This is a genomic window from Pseudomonas sp. 1L-C-7-B-C1 (assembly GCF_057291635.1).
In genome coordinates this window covers 651,587-671,383 of the sequence record NZ_JBXAWH010000001.1, presented here as the reverse complement: position 1 = coordinate 671,383, position 19,797 = coordinate 651,587, and the positions used below count along the sequence as shown (strand labels likewise).

Below are 19,797 nucleotides of genomic sequence, written 5' to 3'. Positions count from 1 at the left end.
TCAGCCTTTGTTCATCCCTGCACGGCGGTGACAGTTTTACTCCCCACGCTGAGTGCTTTTGCCCCACTTTCGCGCATGCACCCTGCACTGTCCTCGATCAGGTGCCCGGTTTGATGGCTTCGTGCTATCGGTCCGGTTCTTGCTTATGCCTGCCGCATCGCTGCCGCTATAGATGAAAGCGGCAGCAGATCTCGATAAGCCCAACCCCGCTCTTTGCATCGAAGATGGGCGGTTATCGTTTTCTAAACATAGACATGGCATTTTGCCGGTAAGAATGTAAGGCAGCGCTGTGATCATCATGGGTCAAGCAGCGGTCTGTCGGTGAGGAGTAGTCGGCTATGCAGAGTCTTTTGTCGCCAGGCATCCGCCTGCTCGGACGTCTCGGGTTCGCGCGCAAGTTTCAGGTGCTCTTCTTTCTGTTCATCTTGCCGCTCGCGGGCAGCCTGTGGATGATCGGGCAGGATTACCGCAGCAAGCTGGCGGTGATTTCTCAAGAGCAGGCCGGCGTGCGGCAGCTTTTGGCGCTCGATGCGCTGGATGTGCAGCTGACGGCCCAGCGCAACCGCGCCGCGCGCTGGAAGGCCGTCGACATTCTTCGGGATCCGACACCGGCCGCGAAGGCCGCCATGAACGCGCTGGATGCTGCCAACCCTGAGTTAACCCGAACTCTGGCGTCCCTTGGCGATGAGCTAAAGGCGCAGAACGCCAGTGGCGATATCATGACTCGGTATCAAGCGCTGCAAGCCTCAGTCAAAGGAATGGATTCAGATTCCCTGCGTACAGTCGGCTGGTGGCCGGATGGTTATGATCGCTTCACGTCCGCGCTCACGGCGCTGCAGAGTCTTCGTGAACAGATCGCCATGGACAGTGGTTTGATCCTCGATCCCTGGCTTGAAACCTACTTGCTGATGCAAATCGCCACGCAGCAGGCGCCGGACCTTGTCGAACGGGTAGGGCGCATGGCAAGTATCGGCCAGTCGTCGATCGCGTCCGGGCAGTTCTCATTGCAGAGCCGTCTTCAGATGCGCGACCTGCGCAGTCGCATCGGCGACGCCCGCGATCAGTTGGTCAAAGCAGTAGGCTCGCTAAAAGCTAAGGCTTACCCGGGCATGGAGGTCTGGACGCGTCAGTATGAAGACAGTCTTCAGCGCCTCGATACCGAGTTGAAAGTGCTCGACGACGGTGTATTCGGCGGCAGCATCAAGCTCGACCCGGCCGCTTTCGAACGCAGCGTCGATAACGTCAGCGACGGACTGGCGGCCCTGCGCAAGCAGTCACTGTCGTCACTCACCAGCCGGCTCGATTATTACCATGAACAAGCCACTCAGCAGTTCGTGCCGGTGGCCGCGATTTTCAGCATTCTCGCGCTCGCGGCGCTGTATCTCTTCATGTGCCTCCAGGCGTCGATTCAGCGCAGCGCCAAGGGCATTACGACCTTGGCCGAGTCCCTGCGCGACGGCAATTTGTGCGTTGAGGTCGCCGTTGAAGGGCGTGACGAACTGGCAGCCATCAGCACCGCACTCAACGTTGCGGTGGTGCAACTGCGCACCAGTCTGTTGGGCGTCAATCACGAAACCCAGCAGCTGGGCTCTGCGGTGCTGACCCTCAACGCGCAATCCGGCAGCACGCTCAACGAAGTCGAAGATCAACAGCAGCAGATCAGCCAGATTGCGGCGGCGGCCACCGAGCTGGCCGCGACGTCCATGGGCGTCGCCCGCAGCTGTGAAGCAGCGTCCGGCAGTGCCCAGGCCACCCGACGCATCGCCGAGGACAGCAGTCGCGACAGCCAACGCACCACGGCGAGCATTCAGCAGTTGAACCAGAAGCTGACCGACACCGCCAACGCGCTGGGCAAGGTCAGTGAGCAGGGGCAACAGATCCAGTCCGTGGTGGACACCATTCGCGGCATCGCCGAACAGACCAATCTGCTGGCGCTCAATGCCGCCATCGAGGCGGCGCGTGCGGGCGAGCAGGGCCGTGGCTTCGCCGTGGTCGCTGACGAAGTACGCAGTTTGTCCCAGCGGACCCAGGCCTCAACTGCACAAATTGCCGGGACCGTGGACAGTTTGCGCTCGACCGTCAGCCAGGCCGTCAGCCTGATGGAAGCGGCGTGTGGTCAGGCGGTGAGTGACGCGCAGTCAGTGACCGGGCTGGGCGAGCGGCTGGAAGAAATTGCCAGCGCGGTGCAGATCGTCACTGACACGCTGGCGCAGATCGCCACGGCGGTTGAAGAGCAGGCCGCGACGGCGGATGAGGTGAGCGGCAACATCCAGCAGGTGGATCAGGCCGCAGGCCGTTTGCTGGAAGGGGCGCGTGCGGTCAATCAGGCTGCAGACACCCTGACCAAAGGCAGCCGGGCCTTGAGCGACAACACCGCGAGATTCCAGCTGGGGTAAGCCGCGCATACAAGGCATGAGTGCGAATGACGTTCACGTCCTCATACGCGCGCGTGCGGCGTGGGTTGAAAGACGAAAGGCTGGCGACGTATAAGATTCGTCGCCTTCTCTTCGTATTTCGATACCCATAGCCGTGGGGGATTTTTCCATGACCGATAGCAGTGCCGCAGGTGCGGCGGTTTATTCGCCCCTTACGTTGGCGTTGTACGACGCCTGGGTGCTGGGCATTTCCAATCGGTATGCCTGGCGCTGCCCGACCGATCAGGTGCTGTTGCCGTTCTTCCGCGCCAATGTTCGTGCGCACCATCTGGATATTGGCGTCGGCACGGGTTACTACCTGGCGAAAGCCAAGTTGCCACCGCACACCAAAATCACCTTGATGGACCTCAACCCAAGCAGCCTCGCTGCCGCCAAGCGCAGGATCGGCCGGCCAGACACGCGCACCCTTCAGCATGACGTGATGACGCCGATCCCCGGGAAAGAGCGCTTCGATTCGATATCGCTGTTCTATCTGCTGCATTGCCTGCCAGGCCCGCTGGACGCCAAGGCGGCGATCTTCGCTCACCTCAAGCACAATCTGACCCCGGATGGCGTATTGTTTGGCGCGACTATTTTGGGGGATGAGGCGGGGCACAACGGCTTTGGCCGCAAGCTGATGGCGGTGTACAACAAGAAAGGCATCTTCGGAAACAGCCAGGACACTCAGGCAGGTTTCGAGGCGCATTTGCGGACGCACTTTCGTAATGTAACGCTCAAACGTGAGGGTGTGGTTTTGCTGTTTCGCGCAGCGCAGCCGATTGTCTGAGCCGCACCGAGGCAGGCGAGCGCTACTGACAGATACAAACCGCTGAAAGCAAAAAGCCCGCGGATCACTGGGTGATGCGCGGGCTTTGAAGTTCAACGGGGTTCGTGGAGGTCCACGAGCTCGTTAGACGTTGAAGCGGAAGTGCAGAACGTCGCCGTCCTTGACGATGTAATCCTTGCCTTCAAGGCGCCATTTGCCCGCTTCCTTGGCACCGGCTTCGCCCTTGTACTGGATGAAATCGTTGTAGGCGACGCATTCGGCGCGGATAAAGCCCTTTTCGAAATCGGTGTGGATCACGCCGGCAGCCTGTGGCGCGGTGGCGCCGACACGGACGGTCCACGCACGAACTTCTTCAACACCGGCAGTGAAGTAGGTCTGCAGGTGCAGCATTTCGTAGCCGGCACGGATCACGCGGTTCAGACCAGGCTCTTCAAGGCCCAGGGCCTCCAGGAACATGTCCTTTTCTTCGCCGTCGTCGAGTTCGGCGATTTCTGCCTCGATCTTGTTGCAGACCGGCACCAGCATTGCGCCTTCTTCTTCGGCGATGGCGCGAACCACGTCCAGGTGCGGGTTGTCCTCGAAGCCGTCTTCAGCAACGTTGGCGATGTACATGACCGGTTTGGTGGTCAGCAGATGGAAGCCCTTGATGACGGCTTTCTCATCGGCGCTCATGCTCTTCATCAGGCTGCGGGCAGGTTTGCCCAGTGTGAAGTGAGCAATGAGTTGTTCCAGCAGGCCTTTCTGGACCACTGCGTCCTTGTCACCGCCCTTGGCGTTGCGCGTGACTTTCTGCAGTTGCTTCTCGCAGCTGTCGAGGTCAGCGAAAATCAGTTCCAGATCGATGATCTCGATGTCGCGCTTCGGGTCGACGCTGTTGGAAACGTGAATCACGTTCTCGTCTTCGAAGCAGCGCACAACGTGGGCGATGGCGTCAGTCTCGCGAATGTTGGCGAGGAACTTGTTGCCCAGGCCTTCACCTTTGGATGCACCGGCTACCAGCCCGGCGATGTCCACGAATTCCATCGTGGTCGGCAGAATACGCTTCGGGTTGACGATATCGGCCAGGGCCTGCAGGCGCGGGTCCGGCATGGGCACGATGCCGGTGTTCGGTTCGATGGTGCAGAAGGGAAAGTTCTCCGCCGCGATACCGGACTTGGTCAGGGCGTTGAACAGGGTGGACTTGCCGACGTTGGGCAGGCCGACGATGCCGCAGTTGAATCCCATGGTGTTTCCCCTCGAGTGATGTCAGGCCTTCTGGCTGTGCAGGACGCGCATCGCCTTGGCGAAGTCGCCAGCGAGTACATCCGGCAGCACGCCGAGGGCAAAGTCGATGCTGGCATCCAGCTTTTCCTGCTCGGCGCGTGGCGCTCGACCCAGGACGAAATTGGACACCAGACTGGCGTCGCCCGGGTGGCCGATGCCAAGCCGCAGGCGGTGGAAGCCGTTCTGGTTGCCGAGCTGCGCAATGATGTCGCGCAGCCCGTTATGCCCGCCGTGCCCGCCACCCAGTTTGAGTTTGGCGACGCCCGGAGGCAGGTCGAGTTCGTCGTGGGCCACCAGAATGGCTTGCGGAGGAATCCGGAAGAAACCCGCCAGAGCCGCGACGGACTGGCCGCTGCGGTTCATGTACGTGGTAGGAATCAGCAGACGAACGTCTTGGCCCTGATGACTGAATTTAGCCGTCAGGCCGAAATATTTGCGGTCAGCGGTCAGATTGACACGCTGGGCGCTGGCAATACGCTCAACGAAAAGAGCCCCTGCGTTATGCCGGGTCTGTTCGTATTCGGGGCCTGGATTTCCCAGGCCGACGATCAGTTGGATGGCGGTCACGTCAGGGGCTCTTCCTTGGGTCGAGTGTGATGATGGCGAGCATCATCACGGGTTCAACCGGCTAGCGAGTAATGATTACTCTGCTTCGCCTTCTGCGGTGCCTTCTTCTTCGTCCTGGACGATGCGAGGGGCGTGGACGTTAGCGATGTCCAGGTCCTTGCCGTGCGCCAGAGCGACGAATTCAACACCATTCGGCGCCTTGACGTCGGACAGGTGAACGTTGTCACCGATTTCCAGCGCGCCCAGGTCAACTTCGATGAACTCAGGCAGGTCTTTCGGCAGGCAGGTCACTTCCAGCTCAGTGGTAGTGTGCGAGATCTCGCCGCCTTTCTTGACCGGTGCTTCTTCGTTGATGAAGTGCACTGGAACGATAGCGGTCAGTTTCTGGCCAGCTACGACGCGGATGAAGTCGGCGTGCATGATGAACTGCTTGGCCGGGTGACGCTGCATGGCCTTGATCAGTACGTTCTGCTTGGCGCCATCGACATTCAATTCGATAACGTGGCTGAAAGCAGCTTCGTTTTCGAACAGCTTGGCAATTTCTTTGGCTTCGATGGTGATCGAAACAGCTTCCTTGCCACCGCCGTAGACAACGGCTGGGACTTGGGCGGCGAGACGACGCAGGCGGCGGCTCGCACCTTTCCCCAGGTCATTACGCGCTTGAGCGTTCAGAGTAAATTCGTTCATTTTGTATCTCCAAAATAGCCATGACCGAGCGGCGTTTGCGACCAGCGCCAGACACGGTATGGGCAAAAAAGCCCCGCCCCGGCATTTGGTGTCGGGGCGGGGCGCTTTTCGTCAACGGATGGTTCGGCAGGGCAGGGCCCTTATCGGAACATCGCGCTGATCGATTCTTCATTGCTGATGCGACGCATCGCCTCAGCGACTACCGGTGCGATATCCAGTTGACGGATACGGTCACAGGCCTGTGCTGCAGCGGACAACGGGATGGTGTTCGTCACCACCAGTTCGTCCAGCACGGAATTTTCGATGTTCTCGATTGCACGGCCCGACAGAACAGGGTGTGTGCAATACGCAAAGACCTTGGCAGCGCCGTGTTCTTTCAGCGCCTTGGCCGCGTGGCACAGGGTGCCGGCGGTATCGACCATGTCGTCGACGAGAATACAGGTACGGCCTTCGACATCACCGATGATGTGCATCACTTCGGAGTGGTTGGCCTTCTCGCGGCGTTTGTCGATGATGCCCAGATCGACGCCCAGGGATTTGGCAACAGCACGTGCACGCACGACGCCGCCGATATCCGGGGAAACAATCATCAGGTTTTCGAAGCGTTGGTCTTCGATGTCATCCACCAGAACCGGGGAGCCGTAGATGTTATCTACCGGAATATCGAAGAAGCCTTGAATCTGGTCAGCGTGCAGGTCGACAGTCAGCACACGGTCGATACCGACGACGGTGAGCATGTCCGCAACCACTTTAGCGCTGATAGCCACACGGGCGGAACGCGGACGGCGATCCTGGCGAGCATAACCAAAGTAAGGAATTACAGCAGTGATACGAGTGGCCGAGGAACGACGGAAGGCATCAGCCATCACGACGAGTTCCATCAGGTTATCGTTGGTCGGAGCGCAGGTCGGCTGGATAATGAAGACGTCTTTACCGCGAACGTTTTCATTGATCTCAGCGGTAATCTCACCGTCGGAGAACTTTCCAACAGAGATGTCACCGAGAGGGATATGCAGCTGACGTACGACACGCCGAGCCAGATCGGGGTTGGCGTTCCCCGTAAAGACCATCATCTTGGACACGCGCAGTACCTGGAGGCTTAGGGTATGCCTGGATGACTATAGGAAAATGGCAGGGGCGGCTGGATTCGAACCAACGCATGGCAGGATCAAAACCTGCTGCCTTACCGCTTGGCGACGCCCCTGTATCTGTTGCACGAGTGCCTGGCACTCGGTTCCTTTTAGAGCAGTGCCTGTAACTTCCGGTGCAACATCGAGATGTTTGCGCCTTTTGCTACAAACCCTGTAAGGGTCTCTGTAAGAAGGGCCGAGACTTTATCAGCTTCAGCTTTGCTTGGGAAGGCCCCAAACACACAACTTCCAGTTCCGGTTAATTTTGCTTCGGTAAATTTACCTAACAAATTCAAAGCGTTACCAACTTCTGGATATCGCCTCGTTACAACCGGTAAGCAGTCGTTTCGACTGTTTCCCTTGGGAACGGGGCGCACTTTAATGGGCGGAGTGTCACGTGTCAACAGCGGATCTGAAAAAATTTCTGCTGTACTTACAGATACTTGCGGCACTAGCACCAGATACCAAGGTTCTTCGGGGGTGACGGGAGTCAGTATCTCGCCGATTCCCTCAGCAAAAGCAGCGTGTCCACGCACGAAAACCGGCACGTCAGCGCCAAGCTTGAGGCCCAGCCCCGCCAGCCGATCCTCATCCCAGCCAAGCTGCCAGAGATGATTCAGGCCGAGCAATGTTGTTGCGGCATCCGAGCTTCCGCCGCCAATGCCGCCACCCATGGGCAAGATTTTTTTCAGCCAGATATCGACGCCGAACGGAGAACCGGATGCTTCCTTTAGCGCACGAGCCGCTCTCACGATCAGATTGCTGTCGTGAGGGACGTCGGCGATTTCCGTCTGCAGCCGCACTTCGCCGTCGTCGCGAAGCGCGAAACTGAGTTCGTCGCCGTAATCGAGAAACTGAAAGAGCGTCTGCAGTTCGTGATAACCGTCGGCGCGCCGTCCGGTGATGTGCAGCATCAGATTCAATTTGGCAGGGGCGGGCAGTGTCAGTCGTGCTTGCGACATGCTCATTGCCCCAGTTTGCGTGGTTGCCAATCCTTGATGACCAGCGTGACGTCCAGATCCTGGCCGTGAAGTTTCATCCGTTCAGGCAACCAGAAACCGTTCTGCTGGGTGTAGCTCAGGTATTCGATCTGCCAGCCGTCCTGTTCGAGGCTGGACAAGCGACTATCACCGTCAAGGGTCAGGCTGCTTTTGCTGTCGGGGGCGGGCAGGCCGCGCACCCACCAGACCAGATGCGACACCGGCAGTTTCCAGCCGAGCTGATCCTTGAGCAGGGTTTCCGGATCCGGCGCGTCGTAGCGGCCCTGATTGGCGACTTCCAGCGACACAGCACCAGGGCGACCGGTCAGGCGGGCAGCGCCGCGACCCAGCGGGCCGGACAGGCGAATGTCGTAATAATCCTGGCGTTGCAGCCAGAACAGCGTGCCGCTGCCGGAATCCTTCGGCGCGCGGATGCCGACCTTGCCGTTGATCTGCCAGCCGTCGAGGCTGCTCAGTTGTTCTTTGTTAACACGCCATTGATTGGCGTCACCCTTGCCTTGTACGGCTTCGCGGGAGGACATGCCGGCACAACCGGCGAGCAGGGCGATCAGACTGAATACGAGTACGTGGCGCAATTGCATAAATTCAAAGGGTCTCGGCGCCGGTCAGGCGTTTAATGGTGCTGCGCAGGACCGGGCTGTCAGGTTGTTGTTCAAGGGCCTTGCCCCACACTTTGCGGGCTTCACGCTGCTCGCCTTTGGCCCACAGGACTTCGCCCAGGTGCGCGGCGACTTCGTGATCCGGAAAGCGCTCGAGCGCCTGGCGAAGCAGGCGCTCAGCTTCATCCAGATTGCCCAGGCGGTAGTTGACCCAGCCGAGGCTGTCGAGCACCGCCGGGTCTTCCGGGTTGAGCTGGTGCGCGCGTTCGATCAGCTCCTTGGCTTCGGCATAGCGCGTCGTTCGGTCAGAGAGCGTATAGCCCAGAGCGTTCAGCGCCATGGCGTTGTCCGGTTCGCGCTTGAGAATGGCCCGCAGGTCGCTCTCCATTTGCTTCAGATCGTTGCGTTTCTCGGCCAGCATCGAACGGGTGTAGAGCAGATTCAGATCGTCCGGGTACTGCTTGAGCGCCTGGCTCAATACCTGCCAGCCGCGATCGCTCTGGTTGTTATTGACCAGGGTCTCGGCTTCGACCAGATACAGCTGAATGGCGTAATCGGGTTGATCGGCACGTGCCTGAGCCAGCCGCTTCGACGCCTCGGCAGTGTTGCCATTGCTCATGAGGATGTCGGCCTGACGCAGCTGTGCTGGCAGGAAGTCGCTGCCGGCACCCACCTGAGCGTATTCACTGAGGGCGGTTTGTGGATCGTTGCGCTCTTCGTAAATGCGGCCGAGGTTTACGTGGGCCGAGTCGACGTGACTGCCGCGAGCAACGAGGTCTTCGAGATAACCCTGCGCTTCATCCCATGCTTTGTTTTCCAAGCACACGAGGGCGAGCGAATAACGCAGCTCGTCGTCATCCGGATACTGCTGAACAAGGCTGGAAAACTGCACTTTGGCGTCTTCCATGCGGTTCTGCTCCACCAGCATGCGCGCATAGGTCAGGCGCAGACGCTTGTCGTCCGGGTATTTCTTGATGCTTTTTTCCAGCAGCGGGATCGCTTCCTTGCCGCGGTCCATGCTTTGCAGCAAGCGACCGCGGAGCAGGATCGGTGCCACTTCGCCTTCACCCGGCGGGTTGTCTTCGAGCAGTTTCAGCGAGGCGGCACTGTCGCCTTCCTGTTGAAGCAAGAGTGCTTTGCCGAAGATTAGCTGACCATTTTTCGGGTACTTCGCCAACAGGCGGTCGAAGCTGGTGATCAACCCCTTGCGCGTAGTGGAATCGGTCTCCGACGCTGACAACGCAAGGAAGTCAAAGTGCGTGTCGCCCTGGCCCTGAAGGACCTTCTCCATATAGCGCATGGAATCGTCGTAGCGCCCGGCGCGCGCCAGCTGGATGGCTGCCGCGCGCTGTGCCTCGAGATTGCCTGGATCGTTTTTCGCCCAGATCATCGAGGTGTCGAGAGCGGCCTGATCGGCGCCCAGATACTCGGCTATGCGGAAGGCGCGCTCGGATATCCCCGGATCCTGGGTCTGGATCGCCTGGGTCACGTAGTTGTCCAGCGCGATGTCGAAGCGGTTGCGCTGGCCGGCAAGCTCGGCGGTCAACAGGCTGACGACGGTGTCCTGAGTAAACGAGCCGTACACCTGAGGTTTGGCCTCGGGCGCGGGCGGCGCTTCTTTCGCCGGAGCGGACGGCTCCGTAGAAACGGAGGCCGTAGACTGACAGCCACTCAGAGCGACAAGGGCAAGGAACAGCGCGGAGGATTTATTCATATAGAAGAGGGGCGGCTTACCTGCGGTTTGGAAGCATCATGACACAAGGCCGGGAGCAAACCCACAGCCCGCGCGAAATCTGGATACGCTCGATCTACAGCCTGAGCGCGGACATTTTGTCGCAGGCCAGAGCCGGTGATACGCAACCTGTATAGGGACAATCGTGCGCTGCGGACGTTCTGAATGTATTGCGGTGGTTGTCCTGAATCTACCGAAGTAGGACAATTGCCGGCTTCACGTCACCATCTGCGACCTTAATGGCCTTTCTTGCTCTGGGTATCAACCATAAGACTGCTTCAGTCGATGTCCGCGAGCGCGTGGCATTTACGCCTGAACAGCTGGTTGAGGCGCTGCAGCAGCTCTGCCGTCTGACTCGCAGCCGTGAAGCGGCCATTCTCTCCACCTGCAATCGCAGCGAACTGTATATCGAACAGGATCAACTGACCGCCGACGTCGTCTTGCGCTGGCTGGCGGATTATCACCACCTGAATGTCGATGAACTTCGCGCCAGTGCCTATGTGCATGAGGACGACGCAGCGGTGCGTCACATGATGCGCGTGGCGTCGGGCCTGGATTCGCTGGTACTGGGCGAGCCGCAGATCCTCGGCCAGATGAAATCGGCCTATGCCGTTGCCCGGGAGGCTGGCACGGTCGGCCCCTTGCTCGGGCGGCTGTTTCAGGCCACCTTCAGTGCTGCCAAACAGGTCCGCACCGACACGGCCATCGGCGAGAACCCGGTGTCCGTGGCCTTTGCGGCCGTCAGCCTGGCCAAGCAGATTTTCAGCGACCTGCAGCGCAGTCAGGCGCTGTTGATAGGCGCGGGGGAGACCATCACCCTGGTCGCGCGCCACCTCCATGATCTCGGGGTCAAGCGTATCGTCGTTGCCAACCGCACGCTCGAACGCGCGAACATTCTCGCCGAGCAGTTCGGTGCCCATGCTGTGCTGCTGGCTGACATCCCGGCCGAGCTGGTCAACAGCGACATCGTCATCAGCTCAACGGCCAGTCAGTTGCCGATTCTGGGCAAAGGCGCCGTTGAAAGCGCGCTGAAGCTGCGTAAGCACAAGCCGATCTTCATGGTCGACATCGCCGTGCCGCGCGATATCGAACCCGAAGTTGGAGAGCTGGACGACGTCTACCTCTACACCGTGGACGATCTGCACGAAGTCGTCGCTGAAAACCTCAAGAGTCGCCAGGGCGCGGCGCAGGCGGCCGAAGAGCTGGTGAGTGTGGGCGTAGACGACTTCATGTCGCGCCTGCGCGAGCTGGCCGCGGTTGACGTGCTCAAGGCGTATCGTCAGCAGAGCGAACGCCTGCGTGACGAAGAATTGCAGAAGGCCCAGCGCATGCTCGCCAATGGCAGCAACGCCGAGGATGTATTGATGGCGCTGGCACGTGGCCTGACGAACAAAATGATGCACGCTCCCAGCGTGCAACTCAAAAAGCTCTCCGCTGAAGGCCGCGTTGATGCGCTGGCCATGGCCCAGGAACTCTTTGCCCTCAACGAGGGCTTCACGGATAAATCCCCGCGATGAAAGCTTCACTGCTTAATAAGCTGGACGTGCTCAGCGACCGTTTCGAGGAATTGACCGCGCTGCTTGGCGATGGCGAAGTCATCTCCGACCAGACCAAATTTCGCGCGTATTCCCGTGAGTACGCCGAAGTCGAGCCCGTGATCCAGGTATACCGGCAACTGCAGAAAGTGCAGGCCGACCTCGAGGGCGCGCAGGCGCTGCTCAAGGACAGCGACCCCGACATGCGTGAAATGGCCGTCGAGGAAGTGCGCGAAGCCAAGGATCAGTTACTGGTGCTTGAGGCTGACCTGCAGAAAATGCTGCTGCCCAAAGACCCGAACGACGGCCGCAACGTGTTTCTGGAAATCCGCGCCGGCACCGGTGGCGACGAAGCCGCTATCTTTGCCGGCGACCTGTTTCGCATGTATTCCCGCTACGCCGAGCGACGTGGCTGGCGTGTCGAGATTCTGTCCGAGAACATCGGCGAGCATGGCGGCTACAAGGAAGTCATTGCGCGGGTCGAAGGCGAGCACGTCTACGGTAAGCTGAAATTCGAGTCGGGCGTGCATCGCGTTCAGCGAGTGCCGGAAACCGAATCCCAGGGACGCATTCACACGTCTGCGTGTACGGTAGCGGTGTTGCCAGAGCCTGACGAACAGCAGACCATCGAGATCAACCCGTCAGACTTGCGCGTTGATACCTATCGCTCCTCCGGCGCCGGTGGTCAGCACGTCAACAAGACCGATTCGGCCATCCGCATTACGCACTTGCCGTCCGGCATCGTGGTGGAATGCCAGGAAGAACGTTCGCAGCACAAAAACCGTGCGCGGGCGATGTCCTGGCTGTCGGCCAAGCTCAATGATCAGCAGACCGCTGCAGCGGCCAACGCCATCGCCAGCGAGCGCAAATTGCTGGTAGGTTCCGGGGATCGCTCGGAACGCATTCGTACTTACAATTTCCCACAGGGGCGAGTCACGGATCACCGCGTGAACCTGACGCTCTATTCCCTTGATGAAGTTCTGGCCGGCGGGGTCGATGCAGTGATAGAACCGTTACTTGCCGAGTATCAGGCAGATCAACTTGCGGCACTGGGTGATTAAATGACCATCATCGCCAGCTTGTTAAGAAGCGCCGAGTTGCCGGATTCTCCGACAGCGCGTCTGGATGCAGAATTGTTGCTGGCCGCTGCCCTGGGCAAGCCGCGCAGTTTTCTGCACACCTGGCCCGAGCGTATTGTCAGCACCGAAGCGGCGCACGCTTTCGACGGCTATCTCAAGCGTCGTCGAACCGGTGAACCCGTCGCGTACATCCTGGGCCTGCAAGGGTTCTGGAACATCGACCTGGAAGTCGCGCCCCATACGCTCATCCCGCGGCCCGAAACCGAGATGCTGGTGGAAACCGCGCTGGAGCTTTTGCCCGGTGCGATTCCTCACACACTGCTCGACCTCGGCACTGGCACCGGCGCGATCGCGCTGTCGCTGGCCAAGGATCGTCCGCAGTGGAGCGTCACGGCGGTGGATCGCGTTGAAGACGCGGTCGAGCTTGCCGAACGCAACCGCCAGCGCCTCCATCTGGATAACGCCAAGGTCTTGCACAGTCACTGGTTCAGTACCGTCGAGGGGCAGCGTTTCGACCTGATCCTGAGCAACCCCCCGTACGTTGCCTCCGACGACCCTCATTTGGTCGAAGGTGACGTGCGCTTCGAGCCAAGCAGCGCGTTGGTCTCCGGCGCCGACGGCCTGGACGATTTGCGCCTGATCGTGTCGCAAGCGCCCGCACACCTTGAAGCGGGCGGCTGGCTCTTGCTGGAGCATGGTTACGATCAAGGCGCGGCGGTGCGCGAGCTGTTGCTTGAGCACGGATTCGAAGAGATCAAGACTCGCCGCGACCTGGGCGACCACGAGCGCATTACCTTCGGGCGAGTGCCGTGCTGACGGACGAGGAACTGCTGCGCTACAGCCGGCAGATCCTTCTGCAACAGGTCGACATCGACGGCCAGCTGCGCCTCAAACAAAGCCGCGTGCTGATTGTCGGCCTCGGCGGACTGGGTTCGCCTGTAGCGTTGTATCTGGCGGCGGCCGGCGTCGGAGCATTGCATCTGGCTGATTTCGACAGTGTCGATCTGACCAACCTGCAACGCCAGATCATTCACGACACCCCGAGCGTGGGCTTAAGCAAAGTCGACTCAGCCATCACCCGGCTCACCGCCATCAATCCGCAGATCACGCTGGTGGCCCATCGCGCGGCCCTGGATGCCGACTCACTGGCGGCAGCCGTGGCCGGGGTCGATCTGGTGCTGGACTGCTCGGACAATTTCTCGACGCGCGAGGCGGTCAATGCGGCCTGCGTCGCCGCCTGCAAACCGCTGGTCAGCGGCGCTGCAATTCGCCTGGAAGCGCAACTGTCGGTGTTCGACCCGCGCCGTCCAGAGAGCCCTTGTTACCACTGCTTGTACGGGCACGGCAGCGAAACCGAATTGACCTGCAGCGAAGCCGGCGTGATCGGCCCTTTGGTGGGACTGGTGGGCAGTTTGCAGGCCCTTGAGGCCCTCAAGCTGCTGGCCGGATTCGGCGAGCCGATGGTCGGGCGACTGCTGCTGATCGATGCATTGAGCACGCGATTCCGCGAATTGAAAGTCAAACGCGATCCGGGCTGCAGCGTGTGCGGTACCGGCCGTCGAGCTGCCGTCGAGCATGAATAGAGACAGCGATGCGCCGGTGGCGGTGTTTGATTCCGGCGTCGGCGGGTTGTCGGTGCTGGCGGAAATACAGCAGTTGCTGCCACGGGAATCGCTGCTCTATGTCGCCGATTGCGGCCACATCCCCTATGGCGAGAAAACCCCCGAATTCATTCGCGAACGTTGCGCAACGATTGCTGACTTCTTCCACCGTCAGCGCGCCAAGGCGCTGGTGATCGCCTGCAATACGGCAACGGTGGCCGGCATCGCTGACTTGCGCCTCCGCTACCCTGACTGGCCGCTGGTGGGCATGGAGCCTGCGGTCAAACCTGCGGCCGCGGCGACGCGAACCGGTGTCGTCGGTGTGCTGGCGACCACGGGCACCTTGCAAAGCGCCAAGTTCGCCGCATTGCTCGATCGCTTCGCGGCAGACGTGCAAGTCATCACGCAGCCCTGCCCGGGACTGGTGGAGTTGATCGAAACGGGCGACCTGGTCAGCCCGACGATTCGGCAACTGTTGCAGAGTTACGTCGCGCCGTTACTCGCTGCAGGCTGCGACACCATCATTCTGGGCTGCACCCATTACCCGTTTCTCAAGCCATTGCTGCGGGAAATGATTCCTGCGTCCATCACACTGATCGACACCGGCGCTGCTGTAGCCCGGCAGTTGCAGCGGTTATTGGGCGAGCGCGAGCTGTTGGCGAACGGTCATCCTCAGACCACGCAGTTCTGGACGACCGGCGATCCAGAAGATTTCAGAAACGTCCTACGCGTGCTTTGTAACAACTCCGACAATGTGCGAAGCTTCGTTTCGTGAAAAAAACGTGAATCGCTTCGGCCGTGGGTGAACTAAAGTTCAGCCGCCGGCTTCTACAGCACTTCTGTCGACATAAAAATTTCTAACTGCTTTCGAAAAATAGGATGTTTCAGATGAAGCGACTGTTTTGTTTGGCTGCGATTGCGGCTGCTCTGTTGGGGCAAAGCGCAATTGCTCAAGCTGATGGGGTCGAGTTTTCCGTAGGACAAACTGGCGAGTCCACCATGACTTATCGTCTGGGTGCGCAGTTTGATTGGGATAAAAGTTGGTGGCAAACCGGTGTCGGTCGCCTGACCGGCTATTGGAGCGGCGCGTATACATACTGGGAAGGCGACAAGAACTCCAGCAACAACAGCCTGTCGTTCTCTCCGGTATTCGTTTATGAGTTCTCGGGTGAGAGCGTCAAGCCTTACATCGAAGCGGGTATCGGCGCCGCTGTGTTCCAGCGCACCGAAGTGGAAGGTAACAAGCTGGGCAGCGCGTTCCAGTTTGAAGACCGTTTGGGTTTCGGTCTGCGCTTTGCCGGTGGACATGAAGTCGGCCTGCGCGCCACTCACTACTCCAACGGCGGCATGACCACCAACAATGACGGCATCGAAAGCTACGCGATTCACTACACGATGCCGTTCTAAGCGCTCGAGTGTTTCATTGCAGGAGCGGGCTTGACCGCAATTGCAACGTACCCTGCGCTTCTTCTCGGCTCAAGCCGGTTCAACCGACGCAGCACATGGTAGGACCGGCTTTAACCGGGAAGGTCAGCCAACGCGGCTGATTCAGGCAAACAGTAATCACAGATACGCCGTCGCAATACCCTCTCGTTCGGCAATACACTCCGGCGCACCCATTTCGAATTCCCTGCAAATCAACGGCCGACGGTCGTAGATCGTGCACATCATCGTGTCGCGATCCAGTGCCGCGCACCAGCCATCGTCCAGGCGCAGCATGACTTCGCCTCCCCAGTCATCGGTGTCGATGTAACGCTCGGGCACGCCGGTGTCGGTGATCAACATGACCTCCAGCTGGCAGCAGCAGGCCGCGCAGGTGGAACACGTGATTGCGGGTTCGGCAGGGAGTTGAAGCGAAGGGATAACGGTCGTCATGGGCGGCAGTTTAAATCACCGCGCAGCGGACCGCGAACCGGCGTGACGAATGCTCACCCATTCTCCTGCGTCTCCGTCTGCCGTTGGGGCAGCGACTTGAACGCTTGCAGGGCGCGTTCGCGGCTGGCTTTCAAATCAACGATGGGCGCGGGATAACCCTCAGCGCTGAACAGGCCGCTCAGTGCGGCGGGGTTATGAATGTCGCGCTTGTTCAGCTCAGCCAGTTCAGGCACCCACTGTTGGATGAATCGGCCCTCAGGGTCGAAGCGCTCCGACTGACTTTGCGGATTGAAGATCCGGAAGTAAGGCGACGCATCGGTGCCGGTTGATGAACTCCACTGCCAGCCGCCGTTATTCGAGGCGAGATCGCCGTCGATCAGGTGCTGCATGAAGAAGCGCTCACCTTCACGCCAGTCGATCAGCAGATTCTTGGTCAGGAACATGGCCGAAATCATCCGCAGGCGATTGTGCATCCAGCCTGTCTCAAGCAGCTGACGCATGGCGGCGTCGACAATCGGCAGGCCGGTCCGGCCCTGCTGCCAGGCCTCGAGATCCTCGGGCGAGTTGCGCCATTTCAGCGCTTCGGTTTCCGGGCGGAAGGCGCGATGACGGGAGACACGAGGGAAGCCCACCAGCACGTGCTTGTAAAACTCACGCCAGAGCAGTTCGTTGATCCAGGTGACTGACCCCGAGTTACCGGTCTCGAACTCGCCGTTGTTGCTGCGCAGTGCCGAATGCAGGCACTGGCGCGGGGAAATCACGCCGGCAGCCAGGTACGCAGACAGCTGACTGGTCCCGGGCTTGGCGGGGAAGTCGCGCTCTTGATCGTAGTAATGCACTTGCTCGTCGGTGAAGTTTTGCAAGCGATCACGCGCCTCATCTTCGCCGGCCGGCCAGAGCGAACGCAGGGTATCAGTCGGTGCGGCGAAACCCTTGACCGCATCCGGCACGGCATCGCTTTTGACAGACAGCTTCTGCTGCGCTCTGGGCAGCGCAACCAGCGCCGGCATCGAGTAATGCAAACGGGCGTAACAGACCTTGCGGAATTGCGTGAAAACCTTGAAATACCCGCCGCTCTTGGTGAGCACGCTGCCAGGCTGAAAAAACAGCTGGTCGAGGTGGCGATGAAACAGAACGCCGGCGCCATCGAGTGCCTTCTCAACGTCACAATCGCGTTTGGTCTCGTTAATGCCGTACTCGTCGTTGACGTGCACGCTGTCGATCCCGTGTTGCTGACACAACCCAAGCAACGCCTTGGGCGCCTGCGACCACGTGTCCGCATGGACGATCAGCAAAGGGACATTGAGCGCCGCAAGTGCCTTGCTCAATTCGCGAAGGTTGCGCAGCCAGAAATCGACTTTGCATGGGGCATCGTCATGGCTTTGCCACTGGCCCGGGCTGATCATGTACACGGCAAGCGTCGGGCCCTGTTCCATGGCAGCGCTCAGCGCCGTGTTGTCATGCACACGCAGATCGCTGCGCAGCCATATCAATTGCATAGTTATTCCTTAGATGAGCCCTAGCCGCTGCAAGGCGGCCTGGGCGGTCAAAGGGTCTTCGGCGAGGGACAGGCCGGAGACTTCACCCTCGGCGGCGGATAATTCCGTCGAATGAATGCGCACTGCGGGCCCGACGATCAGCTTCGGGCACTCGATGTTGTGCAGCAGGCGGGGCAGCTGGCCGACGTTCAGAGACTTGCTGGAATACAACAGCACTGCGCGCGGCTTGAGGTACTCACAGGCCAGGGCGAGCTCGCCTGCCGGCAAAGGCCAGTCGAACACTTCTACGGGGCAATCGGCACTGCTGAGCAGCCACGCGGTCAGCCACAGATGCGGCTCGAGCGGCAGATCGGACTGGTTGACCAGCAGCAAGGGCGCGCCGCTGACCTGACGGTTGTTGTGGTACAGCCGGGCGCCAAACTTGCTGCGCAGCCACGAATAGAAAAACACCCTCTCCAGCTGCGCGCCGAACTGGCCTTGCCAGCGCTGCTCAAGTGATGCCAGCAGCGGCAGTAACAGTTGTTCACAGAGCGTGCGCGGCGGGTACAACGACATGGCGCGGTTGAGTGAATCGTCCAGGCGCCGCTCGGCCAGGGCGCCGATGGCTTCCTGAAGGGTCTGGCGAAGAATGTCCCAGTCATTCTCGACATTCGGCGGTGCCGCCTGCTGATCGTCGATCAGTTGCTTGACCTGACTGACCGACACGCCACGGTTAAGCCACGTGAGAATGGTCAGCACGCGGTCCACATGCTCGTTGCTGTAAAGCCGATGGCCCTTGGGCGTGCGGTGCGGAACGATAAGGCCGTAGCGGCGTTCCCAGGCGCGCAGGGTCACTGCGTTTACGCCGGTCAGTCGGGCAATTTCGCGAATCGGCAGCCAGCCGTTTTCAAAAGCGTTCGCGGCGTCCTGCGGGTCGCCTTCCGGCGGTTCTTGCTCGGTAGTGGTCATGTTCAAATCGCGTTGCGCAGACTGAGGTTTTCCGGATGTGGCTGCAGATAAACCTGCAGCGCAATGTACGGATCGGGGTGTCGGCGGAAATGATGTTTGAGCAGCGTCAGCGGCACGACCAGAGGCACGATGCCCTGGTGGTACTGATTGATGACGCCCTGGATTTCTTTCTTGTCGGACGCGCTGAGGGTCTGGCGCAGATAACCGCACAGATGCTGCAGCACGTTGGTGTGGGTACGTCGGGTGGCTGGCTTCTTCAGCGCGCTCATCAGTTGACTGAAATAGCGCGGGGCGATTTCAGCCGGGTCGTTTCGGCCCATGGTGCCCAGTAGATTCCCCAGCGTTTTGTACTGCACCGGATCGTTGGCCATGAGCTGGTATTTATAGCGGGCATGAAACTCGGTCAACGAGCGGCGGGTGATGCCGCTCTTCAGCAGCGTCTGCCAGGCGGCGTAGGCAAACACGCGGGTGATGAAATTCTCCCGCAGAACCGGGTCGTTCAAACGACCGTCTTCTTCGACTGGCAGATCAGGGTGACGCGCGCAGAACGCCTGGGCATAGATGCCGCGTCCACCTGTTTCGAACGGCACGCCGTTATCGCGGTAAACCTTGACGCGTTCCAGGCCACACGATGGCGATTTCTGCATGAAGATGTAGCCGCAGATATCGCTCATCTCCTTGGCCATGTGCTCGCCATAGTCAGCCAGTTGCTCAGTCACATCCATCACGTGATGAACCGTACCAACCGCCCGAGGATGATCCGTGTCACCCACCAAACGAATGGCTTCGCGAGGGATGCCCATACCAATGGCGACCTCTGGGCACGCCGGCACGAAATCGAAATATTCGGTGAGGGCGCGGGTCAGAAGGTGTGATTCCTTGTGCCCGCCATTGAACCTGACCTCCACACCCATCAGGCAGGCACTGACGCCCAGCTTGGGTTTGGAGGCTTGCTCTGATGAATGACCGAGTACTGCAGACATGACAACCCCTCGAAGAACTTCTTATACAGATTCTTTAGTCTGTACAACTTTGCTCATCATAGGTTTGTGGTTCTGCAAGTCAAATAATTTGTACAAG

At 59.8% G+C, this 19,797-nt stretch carries 19 protein-coding genes and 1 tRNA gene; 8 read left to right on the top strand and 12 right to left on the bottom strand.

The window, feature by feature from the left end; genetic code table 11:
• The first annotated feature begins 338 nt into the window (after nucleotides 1-338).
• On the top strand, nucleotides 339-2,396 hold the full coding sequence (locus AC0Z8Z_RS03050; RefSeq protein ID WP_485617796.1) for a methyl-accepting chemotaxis protein: 2,058 nt from the start codon (nucleotides 339-341) through the stop codon (nucleotides 2,394-2,396).
• A gap of 148 nt (nucleotides 2,397-2,544) precedes the next feature.
• The gene (locus AC0Z8Z_RS03045) at nucleotides 2,545-3,201 is read left to right on the top strand and encodes a class I SAM-dependent methyltransferase (RefSeq protein ID WP_485617794.1); all 657 of its coding nucleotides are present in this window, start codon (nucleotides 2,545-2,547) and stop codon (nucleotides 3,199-3,201) included.
• Between the two features lie 123 nt (nucleotides 3,202-3,324).
• Here AC0Z8Z_RS03045 and ychF read toward each other — a convergent pair whose 3' ends face one another.
• The 8 genes from ychF to AC0Z8Z_RS03005 all read right to left on the bottom strand — a co-directional run bounded on the left by ychF (nucleotide 3,325) and on the right by AC0Z8Z_RS03005 (nucleotide 10,162).
• On the bottom strand, nucleotides 3,325-4,425 hold the full coding sequence (ychF, locus tag AC0Z8Z_RS03040) for a redox-regulated ATPase YchF (RefSeq protein WP_485617792.1): 1,101 nt from the start codon (nucleotides 4,423-4,425) through the stop codon (nucleotides 3,325-3,327).
• 21 nt (nucleotides 4,426-4,446) lie between these two features.
• A complete protein-coding gene (gene pth, locus AC0Z8Z_RS03035; protein WP_108120616.1) occupies nucleotides 4,447-5,031 on the bottom strand; it encodes an aminoacyl-tRNA hydrolase in 585 nt (194 codons plus the stop codon).
• Between the two features lie 75 nt (nucleotides 5,032-5,106).
• Nucleotides 5,107-5,718, bottom strand: a complete 612-nt coding sequence (locus AC0Z8Z_RS03030; RefSeq protein WP_122622594.1) for a 50S ribosomal protein L25/general stress protein Ctc — start codon at nucleotides 5,716-5,718, stop codon at nucleotides 5,107-5,109.
• Between the two features lie 140 nt (nucleotides 5,719-5,858).
• Nucleotides 5,859-6,800, bottom strand: coding sequence for a ribose-phosphate pyrophosphokinase (locus AC0Z8Z_RS03025; RefSeq protein ID WP_037018241.1), 942 nt, complete (start codon nucleotides 6,798-6,800; stop codon nucleotides 5,859-5,861).
• 47 nt (nucleotides 6,801-6,847) lie between these two features.
• A tRNA-Gln gene (locus tag AC0Z8Z_RS03020) sits at nucleotides 6,848-6,922 on the bottom strand.
• A gap of 36 nt (nucleotides 6,923-6,958) precedes the next feature.
• Complete coding sequence (gene ispE, locus AC0Z8Z_RS03015) at nucleotides 6,959-7,810, bottom strand: 4-(cytidine 5'-diphospho)-2-C-methyl-D-erythritol kinase (RefSeq protein ID WP_485617790.1); 852 nt, start codon at nucleotides 7,808-7,810, stop codon at nucleotides 6,959-6,961.
• A 2-nt stretch (nucleotides 7,811-7,812) separates the two neighbouring features.
• The gene (gene lolB, locus AC0Z8Z_RS03010; protein WP_122622592.1) at nucleotides 7,813-8,430 is read right to left on the bottom strand and encodes a lipoprotein insertase outer membrane protein LolB; all 618 of its coding nucleotides are present in this window, start codon (nucleotides 8,428-8,430) and stop codon (nucleotides 7,813-7,815) included.
• Between the two features lie 4 nt (nucleotides 8,431-8,434).
• Nucleotides 8,435-10,162 carry a tetratricopeptide repeat protein gene (locus AC0Z8Z_RS03005; protein WP_485617788.1) on the bottom strand — a complete coding sequence of 576 codons (1,728 nt, stop codon included), beginning with the start codon at nucleotides 10,160-10,162 and terminating at the stop codon, nucleotides 8,435-8,437.
• 257 nt (nucleotides 10,163-10,419) lie between these two features.
• Between AC0Z8Z_RS03005 and hemA the strand changes: the two genes are divergently transcribed.
• The 6 genes from hemA to AC0Z8Z_RS02975 all read left to right on the top strand — a co-directional run bounded on the left by hemA (nucleotide 10,420) and on the right by AC0Z8Z_RS02975 (nucleotide 15,802).
• On the top strand, nucleotides 10,420-11,697 hold the full coding sequence (gene hemA, locus AC0Z8Z_RS03000) for a glutamyl-tRNA reductase (protein ID WP_122536200.1): 1,278 nt from the start codon (nucleotides 10,420-10,422) through the stop codon (nucleotides 11,695-11,697).
• Nucleotides 11,694-12,776 carry a peptide chain release factor 1 gene (gene prfA / locus AC0Z8Z_RS02995; RefSeq protein ID WP_122536199.1) on the top strand — a complete coding sequence of 361 codons (1,083 nt, stop codon included), beginning with the start codon at nucleotides 11,694-11,696 and terminating at the stop codon, nucleotides 12,774-12,776. The genes hemA and prfA overlap by 4 nt, the downstream gene beginning before the upstream one ends.
• Nucleotides 12,777-13,610: a peptide chain release factor N(5)-glutamine methyltransferase gene (prmC, locus tag AC0Z8Z_RS02990; protein WP_485617787.1), complete on the top strand. Its 834-nt coding sequence runs from the start codon at nucleotides 12,777-12,779 to the stop codon at nucleotides 13,608-13,610.
• Nucleotides 13,604-14,377: a molybdopterin-synthase adenylyltransferase MoeB gene (locus AC0Z8Z_RS02985; RefSeq protein ID WP_485617786.1), complete on the top strand. Its 774-nt coding sequence runs from the start codon at nucleotides 13,604-13,606 to the stop codon at nucleotides 14,375-14,377. Before prmC ends, AC0Z8Z_RS02985 begins: the two co-directional genes overlap by 7 nt.
• Nucleotides 14,370-15,170: a glutamate racemase gene (murI, locus tag AC0Z8Z_RS02980; RefSeq protein ID WP_485617785.1), complete on the top strand. Its 801-nt coding sequence runs from the start codon at nucleotides 14,370-14,372 to the stop codon at nucleotides 15,168-15,170. Before AC0Z8Z_RS02985 ends, murI begins: the two co-directional genes overlap by 8 nt.
• A 113-nt stretch (nucleotides 15,171-15,283) precedes the next feature.
• A complete protein-coding gene (locus AC0Z8Z_RS02975; protein WP_065991785.1) occupies nucleotides 15,284-15,802 on the top strand; it encodes an acyloxyacyl hydrolase in 519 nt (172 codons plus the stop codon).
• A gap of 156 nt (nucleotides 15,803-15,958) precedes the next feature.
• Here the strand turns inward: AC0Z8Z_RS02975 and AC0Z8Z_RS02970 are convergent, their stop codons facing one another.
• From AC0Z8Z_RS02970 to AC0Z8Z_RS02955, 4 genes are read right to left on the bottom strand one after another with little or no spacing between them, the layout of a single operon-like run.
• The gene (locus tag AC0Z8Z_RS02970; protein ID WP_074883972.1) at nucleotides 15,959-16,270 is read right to left on the bottom strand and encodes a YkgJ family cysteine cluster protein; all 312 of its coding nucleotides are present in this window, start codon (nucleotides 16,268-16,270) and stop codon (nucleotides 15,959-15,961) included.
• Nucleotides 16,271-16,323: 53 nt separating this feature from the next.
• Nucleotides 16,324-17,769 (bottom strand): deoxyribodipyrimidine photo-lyase, encoded by a 1,446-nt coding sequence (gene phrB, locus AC0Z8Z_RS02965; RefSeq protein ID WP_485617784.1) that lies wholly within the window; start codon nucleotides 17,767-17,769, stop codon nucleotides 16,324-16,326.
• Between the two features lie 9 nt (nucleotides 17,770-17,778).
• Nucleotides 17,779-18,717 carry a MerR family transcriptional regulator gene (locus AC0Z8Z_RS02960; protein WP_172609717.1) on the bottom strand — a complete coding sequence of 313 codons (939 nt, stop codon included), beginning with the start codon at nucleotides 18,715-18,717 and terminating at the stop codon, nucleotides 17,779-17,781.
• A gap of 2 nt (nucleotides 18,718-18,719) precedes the next feature.
• The gene (locus AC0Z8Z_RS02955; protein WP_485617783.1) at nucleotides 18,720-19,700 is read right to left on the bottom strand and encodes a YbgA family protein; all 981 of its coding nucleotides are present in this window, start codon (nucleotides 19,698-19,700) and stop codon (nucleotides 18,720-18,722) included.
• Between the last annotated feature and the right edge of the window lie 97 nt (nucleotides 19,701-19,797).